Below are 16,910 nucleotides of genomic sequence, written 5' to 3'. Positions count from 1 at the left end.
GGCCCCGGCTCATTCAATATCAAACGAATGGATGCCGTAGGCGCCCTTGCGGCGGTCTTCGAAATACTGCTCCAGCGTTTGCTTGACCGTCTTGAAGGCGATTTCGTCCCAGGGGATTTCGGCCTCGGTGAACAGCTTTGCTTCCATGGTTTCATGGCCCGGGTCGAACTCGGTACTCAAAAGCCGTGCCCGGTAGTACATGTGCACCTGCCCCACACGCACCACGTTCATGACGGTGAAAAGGCCCAGCATTTCATACCGGGCGCCGGCCTCTTCATCGGTCTCGCGGGCCGCGCCTTGCGCCGTGGTTTCGCCCAGCTCCATGAAGCCGGCGGGTAATGTCCACTTGCCCCGGCGCGGTTCGATGTTGCGTTTGCAGAGCAAAACCTGCGCGCCGTCTTCGCCCCAGCTGGGCACGGTGCCGACGACATTGAGCGGGTTTTCGTAGTGGACGGTGTTGCAGGCGGGGCAGACGGCCCGCTCCTTGGTGTCGCCGTCATCCGGCAAGCGATAAACGACGGCGGTGCCGCAGACGCGGCAGTGGTTCAGGGGCGGGCGTTGCATCGAATGAGTGTAGCGGCTTTGCACCGGGCAAGGCCCGCTCCGGTGTGTGGCGCGCTTGCCTGGACGCTATCAAAAATATAGCTGCATACCAAGACGGGTATTGGGCTGGAGGCCTATTTCATTCACTAACCTTATTTGAGTGACGAATAGTTCACCGGAATCCAGGTGTAGGCCTTGCCCGCGCCTTTGCGCACATGGCCCAGGCCGGGAAAGGCGATATGCGCCGCACCGACCAGGTAGCCATTTTTGGCGGCATCGGCGTAGGCCTTCGCGCGCTCTTTGGCTGCGTTGGGCGATTCGGTGTCGAACTTGATGGTGACTTCGGGGTTGTCGAACTGCATGGCCGCCAGGTGCATCAGGTCGCCCCACAGCACCAGTTTTTCGCCCTTGCTTTCCACCACATACACGTTGTGGCCGGCGGTGTGGCCGTGCGCAGGCTGCGCCTTGACGCCGGGCACGAGCTCGGTCGCGCCTTCAAAGGTCTTGAGTTTGCCGGCCGCGGCATAGGGCTTGAGGGAGGTCATGGCGCCCTGGAAGAAAGCTTGCGACTCTTTGGGTGCAGCGTTCATCTTCGCTTCGTCCAGCCAGAAGTCGGTGTCTGCCTTGTCCACGCGGACCACCGCATTCGGGAAGGCCATGGCGCCGTTCACCACCAGGCCGCCCACGTGGTCGGGGTGCAGGTGGGTGATGTAGATCTCGTCGACCTGCTCGGGCTGGTAGCCGGAGGCCTTGAGGTTGGCCTGCAGGCTGCCCAGCGTCGGGCCGAAGAGGTTTGAGGCGCCCGTGTCGATCAGCACCAGCTTGCTGCCGGTGTTGACGAGGAAGGCATTGAAGGAGGTTTCGACTGCGTCAGGCAGGAAGGCGCGCTTGAGCGCTGCGCCAACCCTGGCCGGTGTCGTGTTGGTGAGCAGCTCTTTCATGGGCAGCTTGAGCGTGCCGTCCGACAGGGCGGTGACTTCAAAATCACCAAGCGCCAGGCGGTAGTAGCCGGGCGCCTGGGTTTTGACCATGGGGCCGGCGGCCAAAGCCGGCAAGGTGAAGGCTGCCAGGCTGGAGACGAGGATCGCAGCGGCCAGGGTTTTCAAAGAGCGTGGCATGAAATGACTCCCTTGATTGAATGAAAGGATGGGGTGGTGAGGGGTGGATTCTTATGCAGGCGGGCCATGGCCGAAGGCGCGGCCGCAGTAACCCGGCTTGCCGCACAGGTTTTCCGGTAGGCGGTCTGCTATGAAGTTGATAGCTGCTTCCCAAGGTGCTTATTGGGCTGGAGGCCTAAAACATATAAAAACAGGAGGCGTAAAAAAACCGGGCCCGGGCCCGGTTCTCTGAATGAGTGCGCACCCGGCGCGGCCTCCTGATCAGGCCTTGGTCGTCTTGGTGTGCTTTTCGATCAGGCTGCGGGCCGTGTCCAGCAGCTTCTTGCCGTCAAAGCCCTTCTTGTTCATGTCTTCGACCCACTCGACTTCCACCGTGCGGGATTTGCGCCGGAACTCCTGCGCTTCGGCGGGGCTCACGGTGTAGATGGTGTTGCCGCGGTCGCTGGCGGTCTTGCGGCCCGGCACGTCGTTGCCCTGCTGCACCTTGCCCAGCCAGGCCGAGGTGGCCATGCCGGAGTTGTTGTCGATGACCTTCTTGAGGTCGGGCGCCAGCGAGTTGTACTTGGCCTTGTTCATCGCCATCACAAACGTGGTGGTGTAGAGGCTGCCGCCGGCGGGGTCGAACTCGGCGTGGAACTTGGTGAGCTCGTTGACCTTGACCGAGGGCACGACTTCCCAGGGAATCACGCAGCCGGTGATGGTGCCCTTGCTCAGCGCGTCGGGAATCTGCGGCAGCGGCATGCCGACCGGCGTCGCGCCCAGCACGCCCATCAGCTTGGTCACCTGGCGCGTCGGAGCGCGCAGCTTGAGGCCGCGCATGTCGGCAATCGATTTCACGGGCTTGTCGACCGTGTGGATCACGCCGGGGCCGTGCACCTGCAGCGCCAGCACCTGCGTGTCCTTGAACTCGTCCGGCGCCATCGTCTGCACGTACTCCCAGTACGCCTTGGACGTCGCTTCGGCGTTGGACATCATGAAAGGCAGCTCAAACACCTCGATGCGCGGGAAGCGCCCTGCGGTGTTGCCGGGCAATGTCCACACCACGTCGACCACGCCGTCCTTGGCCTGGTCGTAAAGCTGCACGGGCGTACCGCCCAGCTGCATGGCGGGGTAGCCTTCAAACTTGATACGGCCGCCGGATTCTTTTTCGACCTTGTCCATCCAGGGCTTGTGCATGGCGAGCCAGACATTGGACGAGGGCGACATGAAGGTGTGGAACTTCAGTGTCACGGCCTGCTGGGCCAGGCCGGAGAGGGCCGGTGTGCCGAGCGCCGCGGCGGCGCCGGTTTTAAGAAGGGTTCGTCGCTGAATCATGTCGTGTCTCCTGTGAACAATGTAAGTAACTTAAGGCAGGCGGGTCGGTTTGAGAAGCGGTAAAAGCCCTAGGCCTGTCGCCAGGGCCGATATCTAGCTGATGTATTTCACCAGCCACAGCGATATGCCGGGGAACAGCAGCAGCAGGATGGTGCGCAGGGTGTCGCTGATGAGGAAGGGCATGACGCCTTTGTAACTTTCGCTGATGGGCACGTCTTTGGCCAGGCCGTTGACCACATAGACATTCAGCCCCACCGGCGGCGCCAGCATGCCGAAGCCGACGGTCATCAGCACCATGATGCCGAACCAGATCGCGGTGGATTCCTTGCTCATGCCGAAGTCCAGGCCCATCACCATGGGGAAGAAAATCGGGATCGTCAGCAGCAGCATGGACAGCTCGTCCATCACCGCGCCCAGCACCACGTAAAACAGCAGGATGGCCGTGACCACCATCAGCGGCGACAGGCCCCAGCCGCCGACCACGCCGGCCAGCTGGTTGGGCACTTGCGTCAGCGCCAGTGCGGAGTTCATCAGGTCGGCGCCGATGAAGATCAGGAAGATCATGGCCGAGCTTTCGGCTGTGGCATAAAAGCACAGCTTGAACTTGGCCCAGGTGATCTCACGCTTGAGCAATGCGGCCACAAAGGTGGCGGCCGCGCCCACCGCGGCGCCTTCGGTGGGCGTGAAGAGCCCGCCGTAAATGCCGCCGAAGACGATGACAAAGATGATGGCAATCGGCAATATGCCCAGCAGGGAAGCCAGCGTCAGCGGCGGCCTGTCGTTATCCACCTCGGGCGCCTGCCCGGGCACCACGCGCACGTAAATGGCAATCGCCACCATGTAGCCGATCATCGCGATGATGCCCGGCACCATGGCCGCGGCAAACAGCTTGGCGATGTTCTGCTCGGTGAGGATGGCGTAAATCACCAGCGGCACCGAAGGCGGGATCAGGATGCCCAGCGTGCCGCCGGCAGCCAGCGTGCCGGTGGCCAGCCGGCCCGAATAGCCGTGGCGCTTCATCTCGGGCAGCGCGACGCCGGTGATGGTGGCGGCCGTGGCCACCGAGGAGCCGCAGATGGCGCCGAACGCCGCGCACGCGAGGATGGAGGCCATGGCCAGTCCGCCCTTGAAGCGGCCCATCACGCCGGCCGCAAAGCCGAAGAGGGCGCGGCTGATGCCCCCTTGCGTCGCGAAGTGCCCCATCAGGATGAACAGCGGGATCACCGACAGGTCGTAGCTGGCAAAGCGCGCGAAGGCCTGCGTGTTGAGGAAGCTCGAAAACGGCCCCCAGCCGGTCTGCATCACATAGCCGATGCCGCCTGCGGCGAACATGGCGATGGCAATCGGTACGCGCACGGCCATGAAGACCAGCATGACGCCGAAAATCAGCAGGGCGAGTGTGATGGCGCTCATACCTGCGCCTCCAGATCGTTCAGCGGATTGTGCGGCTCATGGGCGTCGCCGAAGCCGAACAGGGATTGGTAAACCCCGATCACGCAGGCCAGCACAAAAGGCGGAACCATGGCCGCATAGGTCACCCATTCCGGGAAGCCCAGGATCTGGGTCTCCGAGTGGGTGTTGTAGGAGTTGAGGCCGCCCAGCACGGTGCGCCACGCCAGCAGCGCGAACACCAGGCCCAGCAGCAGCGCGCCGAAGCGGTCCAGCCTGTCGGTGGACGACGGGCCCAGTTTGGCCGTGAAGAAGTCCACGATGATGTTGCCGCGCTGGACCTGGCAAAAAGGCATGAAGAGCGCAATGGCCGCGCCGGTGACGACGCCGGTGAGTTCAAAGTCGCCGGCCAGCGTGACGCCGAACAGGTTGCGGCCGATCAGGCTGGCACAGGTCATCAGGGTGATGGCTGTGAGCAGCACGCCGGCCAGCACGGCGCAGAGTTTTGCAAGGGACTCCAGGATTTTCAAAAAAGGTCTCCGAAAAACAGGGCAGGGTCTGGGGGAGCGTCCCCAAACTGCATGGGCCGATTATGGGAATTGCAGCTTGGTCCGGGCAGGCGGCTTACCCGAAGAGGCACGGGTAATTGCGCGGTGATTAAAACAGGTGTGCGGTCATCGCGCAAGCCGCCGCCACCGCTTCCCGCCATGCAAAACGGCCGCACAGCGCGGCCGTTTGTTCCGGTCTCTTGGGCACGCGCGTGAGCGGCGCAGCGCGGCGCGCTGGCCGCTTACGCGACCTTGACGGTCAGCGTTTCCAGGCCCGCCACACCGCCCACCATGGTGTCGCCCGAGACCACGGCGTTCACGCCTTCGGGCGTTCCGGTGTAGATCAGGTCGCCGGGCTGCAGCTCCCAGGCGGCCGACAGGTGCTCGATGGTTTCGGCGATGTTCCAGATCAGCTTGGAAACATTGCTGCGCTGGCGGTCCTTGCCGTTGACCTGGATGTACAGCTCGGCATTGGCCACGTCGCCGGCCTGGGCCGCGGGCGTGATGGGGCCGATGGGTGCGGAGTCGTCATACGCCTTGCCGATGCACCAGGGGCGGCCTTGTTTCTTCATCTCGCCTTGCAGGTCGCGGCGCGTCATGTCCAGGCCCACGGCGTAACCGTAAATGTGTTTTTGCGCGTCGGCCGCCTTGATGTTTTTGCCGCCCGTGCCGATGGCCACGACCAGCTCGATTTCATGGTGCAGGTTTTTGGTGAGTGACGGGTAGGGGATGGTGCCGGTGGCGCCGGCCTCCACCACGACAGCGGCGTTGGCGGGTTTGAGGAAGAAGAAGGGCGGCTCGCGGCCGGTGAAACCCATCTCCTTGGCGTGCTCTTCGTAGTTGCGGCCCACGCAATAAATGCGGTTGACCGGGAAACGGTCCTTGGTGCCGACGACGGGGACGGACACTGCCGCCGGTGGGGTGATGACAAAACTCATGACAACCTTTCTTCTCTGTGTATGCCCAGTGCCTGATGCACCGGGCGGTCTGAAAAACTGAACAGCACACAACCTTGCGCCGAACGCAATTGCGCAGTGTGCCACGACGGAATCACAAAATGGTCCCTGGGGCCAAACTCAAAAGTCGAGGTCTTGCCGTCACGCTCAATGACGACGGAACCGCTGCCTTCGACCACGCTGAAAACGGCGCCGTCGGTCTGGCGCCAGGCCTTGCCGGTAAAGCCTGCTGGCAGGCGCTGCATGAAGGTGGCCATGGTGGGCATGGGCGAGCCGCCGGTGGCCGGGTTCACATAGCGCAGCTTCACGCCGTCCCAGGCGTCGATGTCGGCGTGGGTTTCCAGCTGGTGCAGGGTCTCGCGCGTGCGGTCGTAGGGGTAGCTGAAGATGGGCGAGGTCTTGCCGCCAAAAGGCGCGTCATAGCGCATGGGAAGCATGTTGGCGCCGTAGCGATGCGTGCTGATGCCCTGGGGCTTGGTAACTTCCTGCTGTTTGGCCGTGCCGTTTTCGGCAAAGCCCGCATCGAAGAAACGCAGCATGGGAATGTCCAGGCCGTCCAGCCAGACCACCGGCGTATCCGATTCCATGCGGCCTTCGTGGCCGTGGTCGTGCCAGGTCCAGTTCGGGGTGATGATGAAGTCGCCCGGTTTCATTTGTGTGCGTTCGCCGTCCACCGCGGTGAAGGCGCCGTGGCCTTCCACGACAAAGCGCAGCGCGCTTTGTGTGTGGCGGTGGCTGGGCGCGATCTCGCCCGGCATGATCACCTGCAGGCCCGCATACAGCGACTGCGTGATGCACGACTGGCCGCGCAGGCCCGGGTTCTCCAGGATCAGCACGCGGCGCACGGCTTCTTCCGCCGTGATCAGCTGGCCCGACTGCATCAGGAAAGGGTGCACGTCGGCGTACTTCCACAGCGCCGGCTGGCACGGCGTGCTGGGCGACTGCGGCACCAGCGCATGCAGCACTTCCCACAGCGGCGTCATGCTGTGCGCCGAAATGGCGTCGTAAAAAGCTTTGCGTGCCGCGCTGTTGGGCGCTGCGGGTGGGGGCGTCATGTCCATGGGGTGTCCAGTCTTGGGTTAAAGATCGCCGTTTGGAAAATGGTTGTTGAAATCGTTCAGGGTGGGCATGGCTGTCTTCAGCGGCTTATTCAAGTGCGATACCGCGCGCCTGGATGATGCCGCCCAGAATCGCAGCTTCTTCCTTCACGCGGCTTCTGAGGCCGTCAGGCGAAGTGCCCACGGCCTGCCAGCCCTGGTTGAACAATTTTTGCCGTGTGTCGGCGTCGCGGATGATGCGCGGCACTTCCCGCGCGAGCCGGGCCTGTGCGGCTTTCGAGAGGCTCGCGGGGCCGATCAGCGCCGTCCACACTTCGAGGTTGACATTCGTCACGCCGGCATCGGCCAGCGGCGGCACGTCGGGCACCAGCGGCGAGCGCCCGCCGGCCAGGCCGATGGCCTTGAGCTTGCCCGCGCGCACATGCGGCATGGCCACGCCGGGCGGGATCAGCGCCATCTGGATCTGGCCGCCCAGCATGGCGGTGACCACCTGCGGGTTGCCGGCAAAGGGCACGTGCACGGGCGTAAGGCCGGGCATGCGGCTTTTCAGCAGCTCCATGCCCAGGTGGGCGACCGAGCCGTTGCCGACCGAGCCGTAGTTCCACTGGCTGCCGCCTTTGCGCGCAGCGGTGAAGAATTCTGTGCCGCCAGGCTCGCTGGCCGGCGCCACCAGCATCAGCGGTGCGGTGGCCAGCAGCGAAATCGGCGCAAAGTCTTTGGCCGGGTCGTAAGGCAGCTTGGGGTACAGCAGCCTGGCCGAGGTGAGGTTGCCGTTGATGACGACGCCCAGTGTGTGGTCGTCCGTGGCCTTGGCGACCTGGTCGGCCGCGACGTTGCCGGACGCGCCGGGTTTGTTCTCGATGATCACCGGCTGCCCCAGCGCGCGGCTCAGGGGTTCGGCCAAGGTGCGGGCCGCCATGTCGGGTGTGGAGCCGCCCGGAAAGCCCACCAGGATGCGCAGCGGGCGGTTTGGCCAGTCACCGGTATTTTTTAAGTCTTTTTGGCCTGCAGCCCAGGTGCTGCATGCACATGCCGCTATTAAAAATATAGCAATCGGCCGTAAAAAAGACGGAAATTTCATGAGGGTCCCGGAAGCTTTGAAAGCTTTATTGGAACAGTTTTGACGGCTCGATCCCGTCGTACATCCACTTCAAACCAGCGAAGCCGGCGCTCTCGGTGCCGCTCTGGAACATCTGGTTGCGCAGCTCGCGTTGCACGCCGGCTGCATGGTAGATGTCGCCGTAGAAACGTGCCGTCAGTTGCACGCGGCCGGTGCGCAAATAGCGCTTTTCCTGGTACTTCTGGAAGGCCCTTTCCACGTCGCCGCGGGTATGGCGCAGCGCCTCGCGCAGCACGACCGCGTCTTCAATCGCCTGGCCGGCGCCTTGCGCCAGGTACTGCAGCATGGGGTGGGCGGCGTCGCCCAGCAGGGTCACGCGCTTGTCGGTCCAGTTCTTCACCGGTTCGCGGTCGCACAGCACCCACATCTTCCAGGTCTCGATCTTGCCCAGCAGCTCCTTGACTTGCGGGCAGGCGTCGGCAAAACGCTCGTTGAGCTCGGCGGTGTCACCAAAGGTGTTCCAGCCTTCGTCGTATTTGTTGCTGTGGAAAACCGCCACCAGGTTGAACAGCTCGCCGCGGCGCAGCGGGTAGTGCACCAAATGGGTTTTTTCGCCGCCCCAGAGCAGCACGTCGTCGCTCCACAGGTGGGCGGGGACATCTTCGCGCTTGAGCACCGCGCGGTAGGCGATGTGGCCGGACACGCGGGGCTTGCCGTCGCCTACCACCGCTTCGCGGATGCGGCTCCACATGCCGTCGGCGCCGATCAGCGCGCGGCCTTCAACGACTTCACCGCCTTCGAGCTGCACGGTCACGCCGTCCGCGGTCTGGTTGAACGACTCCACCTTGGCGCTGGTGCGCAGGGTGACATTGGGCTGGGCGCGGCTGGCGTCCAGGAACACCTGGTGCAGGTCGGCGCGGTAGATCACGCCGTAAGGAAAACCGTAAGTGGCGCGCGCCACATCGCCCAGCGGCACACGAACGACTTTTTCGCCGGTGCGCACATCGTTCATGCCCAGGCCGGGCGGGAAGAAGGCCACTCGGTTGATGGCTTCGGTCAGGCCCAGGTAGTCGAACATGCGAAAGATATTCGGCCCCAGCTGGATGCCGGCGCCGATCTCACCGAAGCTCGCCGCCTGCTCCAGCAATGTCACCGGATGGCCGTCCTGCGCGAGCACCATGGCCGCAGCCAGCCCGCCGATGCCGCCGCCCGAGATGATGAGGGGAGATGTGTGTGCCATAGTGGTAAAAGTAAGCCGGGAATGGAGCCATGGATCTGCTGTGAAGGCGTTAATGATAAGTATACTTATTAATACTTGGCATAGTAGATACCCTGAATCGCAAAACCGAACGTTAAACTCGACAAATGGCAAAAAGTTTCAACTTTGGAGAAGCGCCCGGGCACCTGATCCGGCGCGCGCAGCAGTTGGCAGTCGCGATCTTCATGGAGGAGACGGCGGGTTTTGACGCCACTCCGGTGCAGTTTGCGATCCTCAACGCGCTGATGGACGACCCCGGCGAAGACCAGATCACGCTGTCGGGCCGTGTTGCCTTTGACCCGGCCACCTTCGGCTCCGTCATTGGCCGGCTGGAGGCCAAAGGCTGGGTCAAGCGCGAGGCTGATCCGCAGGACAAGCGCCGCAAGCTGCTCTGGAACACGCCGGAAGGCGAAAAAGTCGCACTGCAGATGAAGCGGGCAGTGGGCAAGACCCAGCAGCGCATCCTGTCGCCGTTAGACGCGGACGAGCGGGTTCAACTCGGCATCCTGCTGACCAAGCTGGTCGCAGGGCACGAAAACGACGCCAAGTAATAAGGCGGCTAAGCAAATTACATAAAAAACGGGGCTGAAAAGCCCCGTTTTTGTTTGTGCGTGTCTTGTTCAGTTCGACTTGGCCAGCAGGTCGAAATGCTCGACGGTAGGCGGCCCCGCAAAAAACGGCCCGACGATGGCGCGCCAGTCGGCGAAGGCGGGCGACTGGCGGAAGTCGACCGTGTGGTTTTCCAGTGTGTCCCAGAAGATCTGCAGGATGTAGCGCTCGGGGCTTTCAATGCCTTTGTTGACCTTGTAGCCCTGAAAGCCCTTGGCTTTGGAAATCACGTCCTTGATGCCGCGCTGGATGGCTTCGTCAAAGGCGGCTTGCTGGCCGGGCTGGATGCGGATGTCGGCGAGTTCGAGAATCATGAAAAAACTCCTGTCGTTATGTCGGATTATTAGTATTGGGTAGCCGGCAACTCTACCGTCAAACCGTCCAGCGCGGGCGTGAGCTTGATCTGGCAGCTCAGGCGGCTCGTGGGCATGCGCGGCGCGGCGGTAAATTCCATCATGCCGAGTTCTTCACCGTCGGGGGGCGGCAAGCTGCCGGCGTCCGAGGCAAAAGGCTCCTGCACGTACACATGGCAGGTCGCGCAGGTCAGCAGCCCGCCGCAGTCGGCAGCGATGCCGTCAACACCGGCAGAAACGGCCGCTTCCATCAAACTTTTGCCAATCTTGCCGCTGATCCGCGTGGTGCTTCCGCCTGTTGCTATTAAATTGATAGTAATGGTTGTCATGAGGTGGTATTAGATCCGGCTGAAATATTCTCGGCGCTGCCAGTCGTCCTTGTCTTCGGCGTCGGCATGGCGGGCGATTTCGGCTTGTTTGATGCGGGTGAGGCTACTGATAAAAGTGTCGCCGAAGGCCGCCGTCAACGCAGTGTCGGCTTTCAGCGCGTCCAGCGCTTCGCCCAGGCTGGTGGGGATTTTTTCTGCCGCTGTGCCGTACGGCGCATCGGTGGCCGGCGGCGCTTTGAGGCGGCGGGTGATGCCGTCCAGCCCGGCATGGATCTGCGAGGCGAGATAAAGATAGGGATTGGCCGCCGGCTCACCGAGGCGGTTTTCGATGCGCGTGCCCTTGTCATTGCACTGGCCCACCACACGCAGCATGGCGCCGCGGTTGTCGCGGCCCCACAGGATGGATTGCGGCGCCAGTGCGTTGGGCCGAAAGCGGCCGAAGCCATTGATGGTCGGCGTGCAAAACGCCGTCATGCCGCGCGCATGCGCCAGCAAACCGGCCAGGTACTGCTCACCCACTTCCGACAGGGTGTGTTGCGCATCGGCCGGCGTGCTGCCGGCGGCGGGGCTGCTGCGCTTGAACAGGTTGTCGCCGGTTTTCAGGTCGACCAGCGACTGGTGCAAATGCCAGCCGCTGGACATGATGTTCGGAAAGGGCGGCCGGCACATAAAGGTGGCGTGGTAACCGGCGCGCCGCAACGCCTGTTTGACCGCACTGCGAAACAGCACCATGTTGTCGGCGGCGGCCATTGCGTCAGTCGCATCAAACACCGCTTCGACCTGGCTGGGGCCGAGTTCGATCTCCAGCGACAGCAGCGGCAGGCCCAGCGCCTGCGCCGTGCGCTGCACGATGCGCAGCGGCTCTTCGGCCAGGTCCGCCCACTGCTCCGACAGCAGGTGGTAACCGGGGTGGATCATGCTGACCTCGGGCGGCAAGCCAGGCCAGTCGGCCAGCGCCGGATCGAGCTGGGGGTTGTTGCCCTTATCGGTCATCCGGTAGATGTGAAATTCGATTTCGAGCCCGCACTTCATGCCGTAGCCGGCTTCAGCCAGTTTGGCGAGCGCGCTTTGCAGCACCCGGCGCGTGTCGAGCTCGACCGGGCGGCCATCGGGAAACCACGGCTGGCATTGCACCCAGCCGGTTTTGTCGGCCCACGGCAATTCCTTGAAGCTCGCCGGGTCGGCCAGCAGCATCACATTGCCGCCGAATTCAAAGCCCGGTAACCCGGCCGCGCCGCCGGCTTCAAACACCTTGTAGGCGGTGCGGTCGGCGGTGTCTTTGAGCAGCAGCGTGCTCACCATCCCCACGCCGCCCGTCATGGCCTCTGCAGCGGCAGAGGCCACCAGCGTCTTGCCGCGCAGCATGCCGTGCAGGTCGCACCAGGCAAAACGCACCAGCTCCAGTCCGCGCGCCTCAATGCGCCGCGTGGCCTCCGCCAGCGCGGCCTGCCTCGCGGCGTCGTGCACACCGCATTGCGCCGCAAAGCTGCTCATGGCTGTGCGACGGTGCTGGGTGTGTCGGCGGCGGCCTTGGCCCCCAGCCACGGTGCGCCTTTGCGCTTGGCGTCCGCAGTTTGCTGCCACCACTGGGCCCATTCACCGGCCGGCGCAATGCCGTCGACGGTATCGGGGCCGGTGATCGCCGCAGCCAGCGCAGGGTCGGCAATACCGGGCGCCACGCCGCCGTTTTGCACCGTCTCGATCGCCTTGAGCAGCACGCGCCGGTTGGCCATGATGACCTTGTCCGATGTGCCCAGGTGTTCGCGCGTGCGGTCCTGGATTTCACCCATGCTTTCTACGGCCCACTGGTCGTGCACATTGATGTCTTCTTCGCCCATGCCCAGGTAAGTGGTGCTCATCTGCTCTTCGGCGTTAAAGCCCCAGTTGTTGTGGCGGCCGGCCTTGGGGATGTAGTCGGGCAGGGCGATGAACTGCTGGCGTTGCGCGCGCATGCTCTCGCGGTCCAGCGGACCGGAAAAGCTGGTGAAGAAGGTGTACCAGTAGGTGTGCGTGTCGTCCACCGGCACGTGCATCTGCGTGATCGTCATGGTCTCCGACAGCGGGATCACAAAGGTGGCCGGGAAGATGGCGTTGGTCACGCGCACGTGGGTCAGCTTGTCGGTCATGGCGCGCAGGGCCGTCAGCTGCATGCCCCAGGGCTTGCTCTCAAAGCTGATGTCGGGCTGGGCGAACTCGCGCATGATGCGCGTCATCGGCCATTGCTCGCCGTCTTTGCTGCCCGCGCTGGCGCTGCGAAACTGTTTGCCTGCCGGGTTGTCGCCGATTTCGGCCAGCGGGTCGTCCTGCAAAAAGCGGTGCAGAAAGGACGGGTGCGCCGGGTCTATGCCCACCTCAAAGGCCTGCAGCCAGTTGGCGTTCCACAAACCCTTGAAGGCAAAGCTGTGCGTGGCCGGCGCGGCAAAGCAGTCAAAGGCCGGGAAGGGCGGCGGCGTGCTGCCTTCGTCGCCCAGCCAGGCAAACAGCACGCCGGCTTTTTCAATCACGGGGTAGCTGCGCTGGCGTATGCGTTCGCAGAGCTTGCTGCCGGTGGGTTCGGCCGGCGTCTCCAGGCAGCGGCCGTCGGTGGCGAACTTCCAGCCGTGAAAAGGGCAGCGCAGGCCGCCGCCTTGCGCTGCGCTTTCACGCCGGCCAAACGACAGGTCGGCGCCGCGGTGTGCGCAGTCGCGGTCCAGCAGGCCCCAGTCGCCGGAGGCGTCCTTGAACAGCACCAGGTCCTGGCCGAACAGCTTGATCGCCTTGACCGGGCGGATGCCCATGCGCGGGTCCAGCGCCGGGTTGAATTCATCCACCAGCGCGGCGGGCTGCCAGTACTGGCGCAGCAGCTTGCCGCAGGGCGTGCCCGGCGTGATGCGGGTCAACAACTCATTTTGTTCAGCGTTCATGGGTGGTCTTTAAAACGGTATACCGAAATTAAAATTCAGTGTACATTCATGACCATGAACTTGCAAGAAACCGTTTTGATGCAGTTGCGCGATTTGATCCTGCGCGGCGAGTTTGAGCCCGGCCAGCGCCTGGCCGAGCAGCAATTGGCCGAGCGCCTGGGCGCCTCGCGCACGCCGGTGCGGGCCGCGCTGGTCACGCTGGAGCAGGAAGGCCTGGTCGAAGCCAACGACACCGGCAAATACCTGGTGCGCCAGTTCACACCGCGTGAAGTGGCCGATGCGATTGCGGTGCGCGGCCATCTTGAAGGCATGGCGGCGCGGCTGGTGGCCGAGCACGGCTTGTCGCGGCAGCTGCAGCTGGATTTGCAGTCCTGCCTGGACGAAGGCGACCGCGCGCTGGCCGCCAACCCACTGGGCTATGACAACTACGCGGCCTATGCGGCGATGAACGACCGCTTCCACGCGCTCATCCTGGAGGCCAGCGGCAACCGTGCCTTGCAGCGCGCCATCGAACTCAACGACAAGCTGCCCTTTGCTTCGGCGTCAGCGATGCTGCCCATGCAGTCGACGCTGGAGCAGGACCGCGACTGGATGCACTACGCGCATCGCCAGCACCACATGCTGTTCGCGGCGCTCAAGGCGGGTGAGGGTGCGCGTGCGCAGGCGCTGGCGGTGGAACACACCGAGGTGGCGCAGATGAACATGCGCATGGCGCTGCAGCGGCGCGCTGAGACCGAAAGCCTGATGCCCGGTTTGCGGCTGGTGGTGGGCGGCTGAGCGGTAAGGCTATCGCTCGCCCAGTAGCAACTTCAGGTCGATGGATTCGGCCACCGCCTTGTTGCCGGCATCCCCCAGGTGCAAATGGTCGCCCGAGTCATAGGCGGGCAGGATGCGCAGCGGGTTCTGCGGGTCTCGCACGACCGCATCGAAATCCAGCACCGCATCAAACTCGCCGCTGCTGCGTATCCAGCTGTTGATGCGCTGGCGCACAGCGTCTTTGGCAGGGCTGTGGTAATTCGCAATCGGCGAGCCCGGCATGGTCAGCGCACCTTCGAAGGGCGTCAGCGTGGCGCCCACGATGCGCACGCCGCGGCTTTTGGCGCGGGTGATCAGCTGGCGGTAACCGGCCATCAGCGCGTCGGCCTGCGTGGCCGGCTCTTGGGGTTCAAACGTGCTGCCGGGCCAGCTGATGTCGTTGATGCCCATGAGCAGCACCACGCTGCGGATGCCGGGCTGGTTCAGCACGTCGCGCTCAAAGCGTGCGAGTGCATTGGGCCCCATGTGGTTCTTCAGCACGCGCCCGCCCGAGATGCCGGCATTGATCACAGCCACGTTGTGCCCGGCCAGGCGGCGCGCCAGAAAGTCGGGCCAGCGCTGGTCGGTGCCGGGTGTGGAGGCCGCGCCGTCGGTGATGGAATCGCCAAAGGCCACCACAGTGCGCGTACCGCGTTCGGCCTCCATCAGCACGGCGCTGAGGAAGAGACGGCTGTTCACCGTGCTGTCGGCCTTGAGCGCAGTCGCGTTCACGGCGTTACCCGCCGCAATCTGCGCGGGCTGCAGGCCGTCCCAGTGGATCGTGGTGATGGGTGTCGTTTGCGGAAAGTAGAGGCTCACCGACAGGCGGCTGAGCGGCGCGACCGGCATCTCGACCGGGTCGCTCATCACGACAGCGCTTGCCGGCACGGTGACCGATTGTTGACCGCCGAATGTCAGTGCGTTGCCGGTTCCTTCGGCGGGCGCTATCTGGGCCGCGCCGATCTGCAAGGCCTGCGCACCGTATTCGTTAGACAGCACGATGCGCACACGCGAGCCGCCCACGCTGGCCCGGACGGTCTGGCGCACCGTCTGGTCGCGCAGTGTGGCCGGAAGACCCAGGGGCAGCACAAAGTCGCTGCTCCAGATGGGTTGCGGGCTGGCTGTCCAGCTGGGCGTCCACACGCCGGCATCGGCAGCTTGCGCTGGCGATAACGCACCGCCGGCCAGCAGCGCAAATGAAAGAACGGCTTGAAGCGCGCGCAGCTTCGGGGCAAAGAAGGTATTCATGGTGATGGGATCTCAGGAGGTTGCGGGGATGGCCCGGGGTTCGGCCTTGTCGCGCGACAGGCTGTACAGCGCGACCACGATGCCGGCAACGGTGATCAGCGCCGCCAGCCAGCTCAGGCCGCCCAGACCGAAGGAACTGCTGACGACGAGGCCGCCCAGCCAGGCGCCCAGTGCGTTGCCGACGTTAAAGGCGCCGATGTTCAGGCTGGCCGCCAGGTTCTGCCCCGCGCCGTGCGCCTGCTGCAGCACGCGCATCTGCAGCGGCGCCACGGTGGCAAAAGAAGCCGCGCCCAGCAGCCCGACAAACACCACCGTGGCGACGGGCGAGTGCAGCACAAACCCCATCACGCCCAGCACGAGTGCCAGCGCGCCCAGCGTGAGCAGCAGCGACATCCGCAGCCCGCGGTCGGCCAGGCGACCGCCCAGCAGGTTGCCCACAAAAAAGCCGCCGCCAAACACCAGCAGGATGGGCGACACCGCCGCTTCGCTGAAGCCGGTGATCTGCGTCAGGATGGGCTGGATGTAGGTGAAGATCGCAAACAGGCCCGCAAAGCCGAGCACCGTCATCAACAGGCCCAGCAGCACCTGCGCACGGGCCAGCCCGGCCAGCTCTTGGCGGATGGTTGAAGTGCCGTTTTCAGCCGCGCTGCGCGGCACAAAAATCGCCAGCACCACAAAAGCCAGCAAGCCGATCAGCGTGACCACCCAGAAGGTGGAGCGCCAGCCGTAGTGCAGGCCCAGCCAGGCGCCCGCAGGCACGCCCAGCAAGGTGGCCAGCGACAAACCGCTGAACATGATGGCGATCGCCGAGGCCTTGCGCTCGGGCGCGACCAGGCCGGTGGCCACGATGGAGCCCACGCCGAAGAAGGTGCCGTGCGCCATCGAGGTGATGACGCGGGCGGCCATCAGGCTGCCGTAGTCGGGCGCCAGCGCGCAGGCCAGGTTGCCCAGCGTGAAGATGGCCATCAGCGCCAGCAGCACGGTTTTGCGCGGCAGCTTGCGCGTGGCCAGCGTCAGCAGCGGAGCGCCCACCGCCACGCCCAGCGCGTAGCCCGAGATCAGCAGCCCGGCCGAAGCGATGGTGACGCCCAGGTTGGCGGAAACCTGCAGCAGCAGGCCCATGATGACGAACTCGGTCGTGCCGATGCCGAAGGAGCCGGCGGTGAGGGCCAGCAGGCCCAGGGGGAGCCGTGGAGGGGATGAAAGTGAGGTGCTCGAAGCCATGGAAGTCGCTTTAAAAAGAGGATGCGACTAGTATGGAAACGATTGGTTTGGTTGACTAGAATGCCTTGACGACAATCATTTGTGAATTCAGTTCACGATAAATGAGGTTGGTAAATGCCATGATGCCGTGTCCTGCGGTTTTTGGAGGCGAGGGGATTTCTAAGTGAAAAAGGCCTCTAGCCCAATAACCATATTGGCTTGCAGC

General features: G+C 64.0%; 17 protein-coding genes. 2 read left to right on the top strand and 15 right to left on the bottom strand.

What is annotated here, in order from left to right:
- Positions 1 to 9: 9 nt before the first annotated feature.
- The 9 genes from DT070_RS19630 to DT070_RS19590 form a co-directional block, all read right to left on the bottom strand.
- Entirely contained in the window at positions 10 to 564 is a 555-nt protein-coding gene (locus DT070_RS19630; protein ID WP_122956918.1) for an NUDIX hydrolase, read from the bottom strand.
- A gap of 131 nt (positions 565 to 695) precedes the next feature.
- Positions 696 to 1,661: an MBL fold metallo-hydrolase gene (locus tag DT070_RS19625; protein ID WP_122956917.1), complete on the bottom strand. Its 966-nt coding sequence runs from the start codon at positions 1,659 to 1,661 to the stop codon at positions 696 to 698.
- Positions 1,662 to 1,922: 261 nt separating this feature from the next.
- Positions 1,923 to 2,975: a TRAP transporter substrate-binding protein gene (locus DT070_RS19620; RefSeq protein WP_122956916.1), complete on the bottom strand. Its 1,053-nt coding sequence runs from the start codon at positions 2,973 to 2,975 to the stop codon at positions 1,923 to 1,925.
- 93 nt (positions 2,976 to 3,068) lie between these two features.
- Entirely contained in the window at positions 3,069 to 4,388 is a 1,320-nt protein-coding gene (locus DT070_RS19615) for a TRAP transporter large permease (protein ID WP_122956915.1), read from the bottom strand.
- Entirely contained in the window at positions 4,385 to 4,894 is a 510-nt protein-coding gene (locus DT070_RS19610; protein WP_122956914.1) for a TRAP transporter small permease, read from the bottom strand. The genes DT070_RS19615 and DT070_RS19610 overlap by 4 nt, the downstream gene beginning before the upstream one ends.
- 260 nt (positions 4,895 to 5,154) lie before the next feature.
- Positions 5,155 to 5,850, bottom strand: a complete 696-nt coding sequence (locus DT070_RS19605; protein WP_122956913.1) for a fumarylacetoacetate hydrolase family protein — start codon at positions 5,848 to 5,850, stop codon at positions 5,155 to 5,157.
- On the bottom strand, positions 5,847 to 6,929 hold the full coding sequence (gene gtdA, locus DT070_RS19600) for a gentisate 1,2-dioxygenase (RefSeq protein ID WP_122956912.1): 1,083 nt from the start codon (positions 6,927 to 6,929) through the stop codon (positions 5,847 to 5,849). Before gtdA ends, DT070_RS19605 begins: the two co-directional genes overlap by 4 nt.
- A gap of 85 nt (positions 6,930 to 7,014) precedes the next feature.
- The gene (locus DT070_RS19595) at positions 7,015 to 8,007 is read right to left on the bottom strand and encodes a tripartite tricarboxylate transporter substrate binding protein (protein ID WP_122956911.1); all 993 of its coding nucleotides are present in this window, start codon (positions 8,005 to 8,007) and stop codon (positions 7,015 to 7,017) included.
- Positions 8,008 to 8,032: 25 nt separating this feature from the next.
- Positions 8,033 to 9,226 (bottom strand): 3-hydroxybenzoate 6-monooxygenase, encoded by a 1,194-nt coding sequence (locus DT070_RS19590; RefSeq protein ID WP_122956910.1) that lies wholly within the window; start codon positions 9,224 to 9,226, stop codon positions 8,033 to 8,035.
- 125 nt (positions 9,227 to 9,351) lie between these two features.
- Here DT070_RS19590 and DT070_RS19585 point away from each other — a divergent pair, with 125 nt between their 5' ends.
- Positions 9,352 to 9,795, top strand: coding sequence for a MarR family winged helix-turn-helix transcriptional regulator (locus DT070_RS19585; RefSeq protein ID WP_122956909.1), 444 nt, complete (start codon positions 9,352 to 9,354; stop codon positions 9,793 to 9,795).
- Between the two features lie 69 nt (positions 9,796 to 9,864).
- Here DT070_RS19585 and DT070_RS19580 read toward each other — a convergent pair whose 3' ends face one another.
- The 4 genes from DT070_RS19580 to DT070_RS19565 are packed head-to-tail and all read right to left on the bottom strand — an operon-like array spanning position 9,865 to position 13,438.
- Positions 9,865 to 10,167, bottom strand: a complete 303-nt coding sequence (locus tag DT070_RS19580; protein WP_122956908.1) for an antibiotic biosynthesis monooxygenase — start codon at positions 10,165 to 10,167, stop codon at positions 9,865 to 9,867.
- Between the two features lie 29 nt (positions 10,168 to 10,196).
- Positions 10,197 to 10,535, bottom strand: coding sequence for a 2Fe-2S iron-sulfur cluster-binding protein (locus DT070_RS19575; RefSeq protein ID WP_122956907.1), 339 nt, complete (start codon positions 10,533 to 10,535; stop codon positions 10,197 to 10,199).
- Positions 10,536 to 10,544: 9 nt separating this feature from the next.
- Complete coding sequence (locus DT070_RS19570) at positions 10,545 to 12,029, bottom strand: glutamine synthetase family protein (RefSeq protein WP_122956906.1); 1,485 nt, start codon at positions 12,027 to 12,029, stop codon at positions 10,545 to 10,547.
- Positions 12,026 to 13,438 (bottom strand): Rieske 2Fe-2S domain-containing protein, encoded by a 1,413-nt coding sequence (locus DT070_RS19565; protein ID WP_122956905.1) that lies wholly within the window; start codon positions 13,436 to 13,438, stop codon positions 12,026 to 12,028. The genes DT070_RS19570 and DT070_RS19565 overlap by 4 nt, the downstream gene beginning before the upstream one ends.
- 54 nt (positions 13,439 to 13,492) lie before the next feature.
- On the opposite strand from DT070_RS19565, the gene DT070_RS19560 reads away from it, so the two are divergent.
- Entirely contained in the window at positions 13,493 to 14,215 is a 723-nt protein-coding gene (locus DT070_RS19560) for a GntR family transcriptional regulator (protein ID WP_122956904.1), read from the top strand.
- Between the two features lie 9 nt (positions 14,216 to 14,224).
- On the opposite strand, the gene DT070_RS19555 is transcribed toward DT070_RS19560, so the two are convergent.
- Positions 14,225 to 15,481 (bottom strand): SGNH/GDSL hydrolase family protein, encoded by a 1,257-nt coding sequence (locus DT070_RS19555; protein WP_122956903.1) that lies wholly within the window; start codon positions 15,479 to 15,481, stop codon positions 14,225 to 14,227.
- Between the two features lie 12 nt (positions 15,482 to 15,493).
- Positions 15,494 to 16,705 (bottom strand): MFS transporter, encoded by a 1,212-nt coding sequence (locus tag DT070_RS19550; protein WP_122956902.1) that lies wholly within the window; start codon positions 16,703 to 16,705, stop codon positions 15,494 to 15,496.
- Positions 16,706 to 16,910: the final 205 nt, after the last annotated feature.

It is taken from the genome of Polaromonas sp. SP1, from assembly GCF_003711205.1.
Classification (GTDB): Bacteria; Pseudomonadota; Gammaproteobacteria; order Burkholderiales; family Burkholderiaceae_C; genus Polaromonas.
The sequence above is the reverse complement of the archived record's forward strand: the minus strand, read 5'-3'. Positions and strand labels throughout refer to the sequence as shown.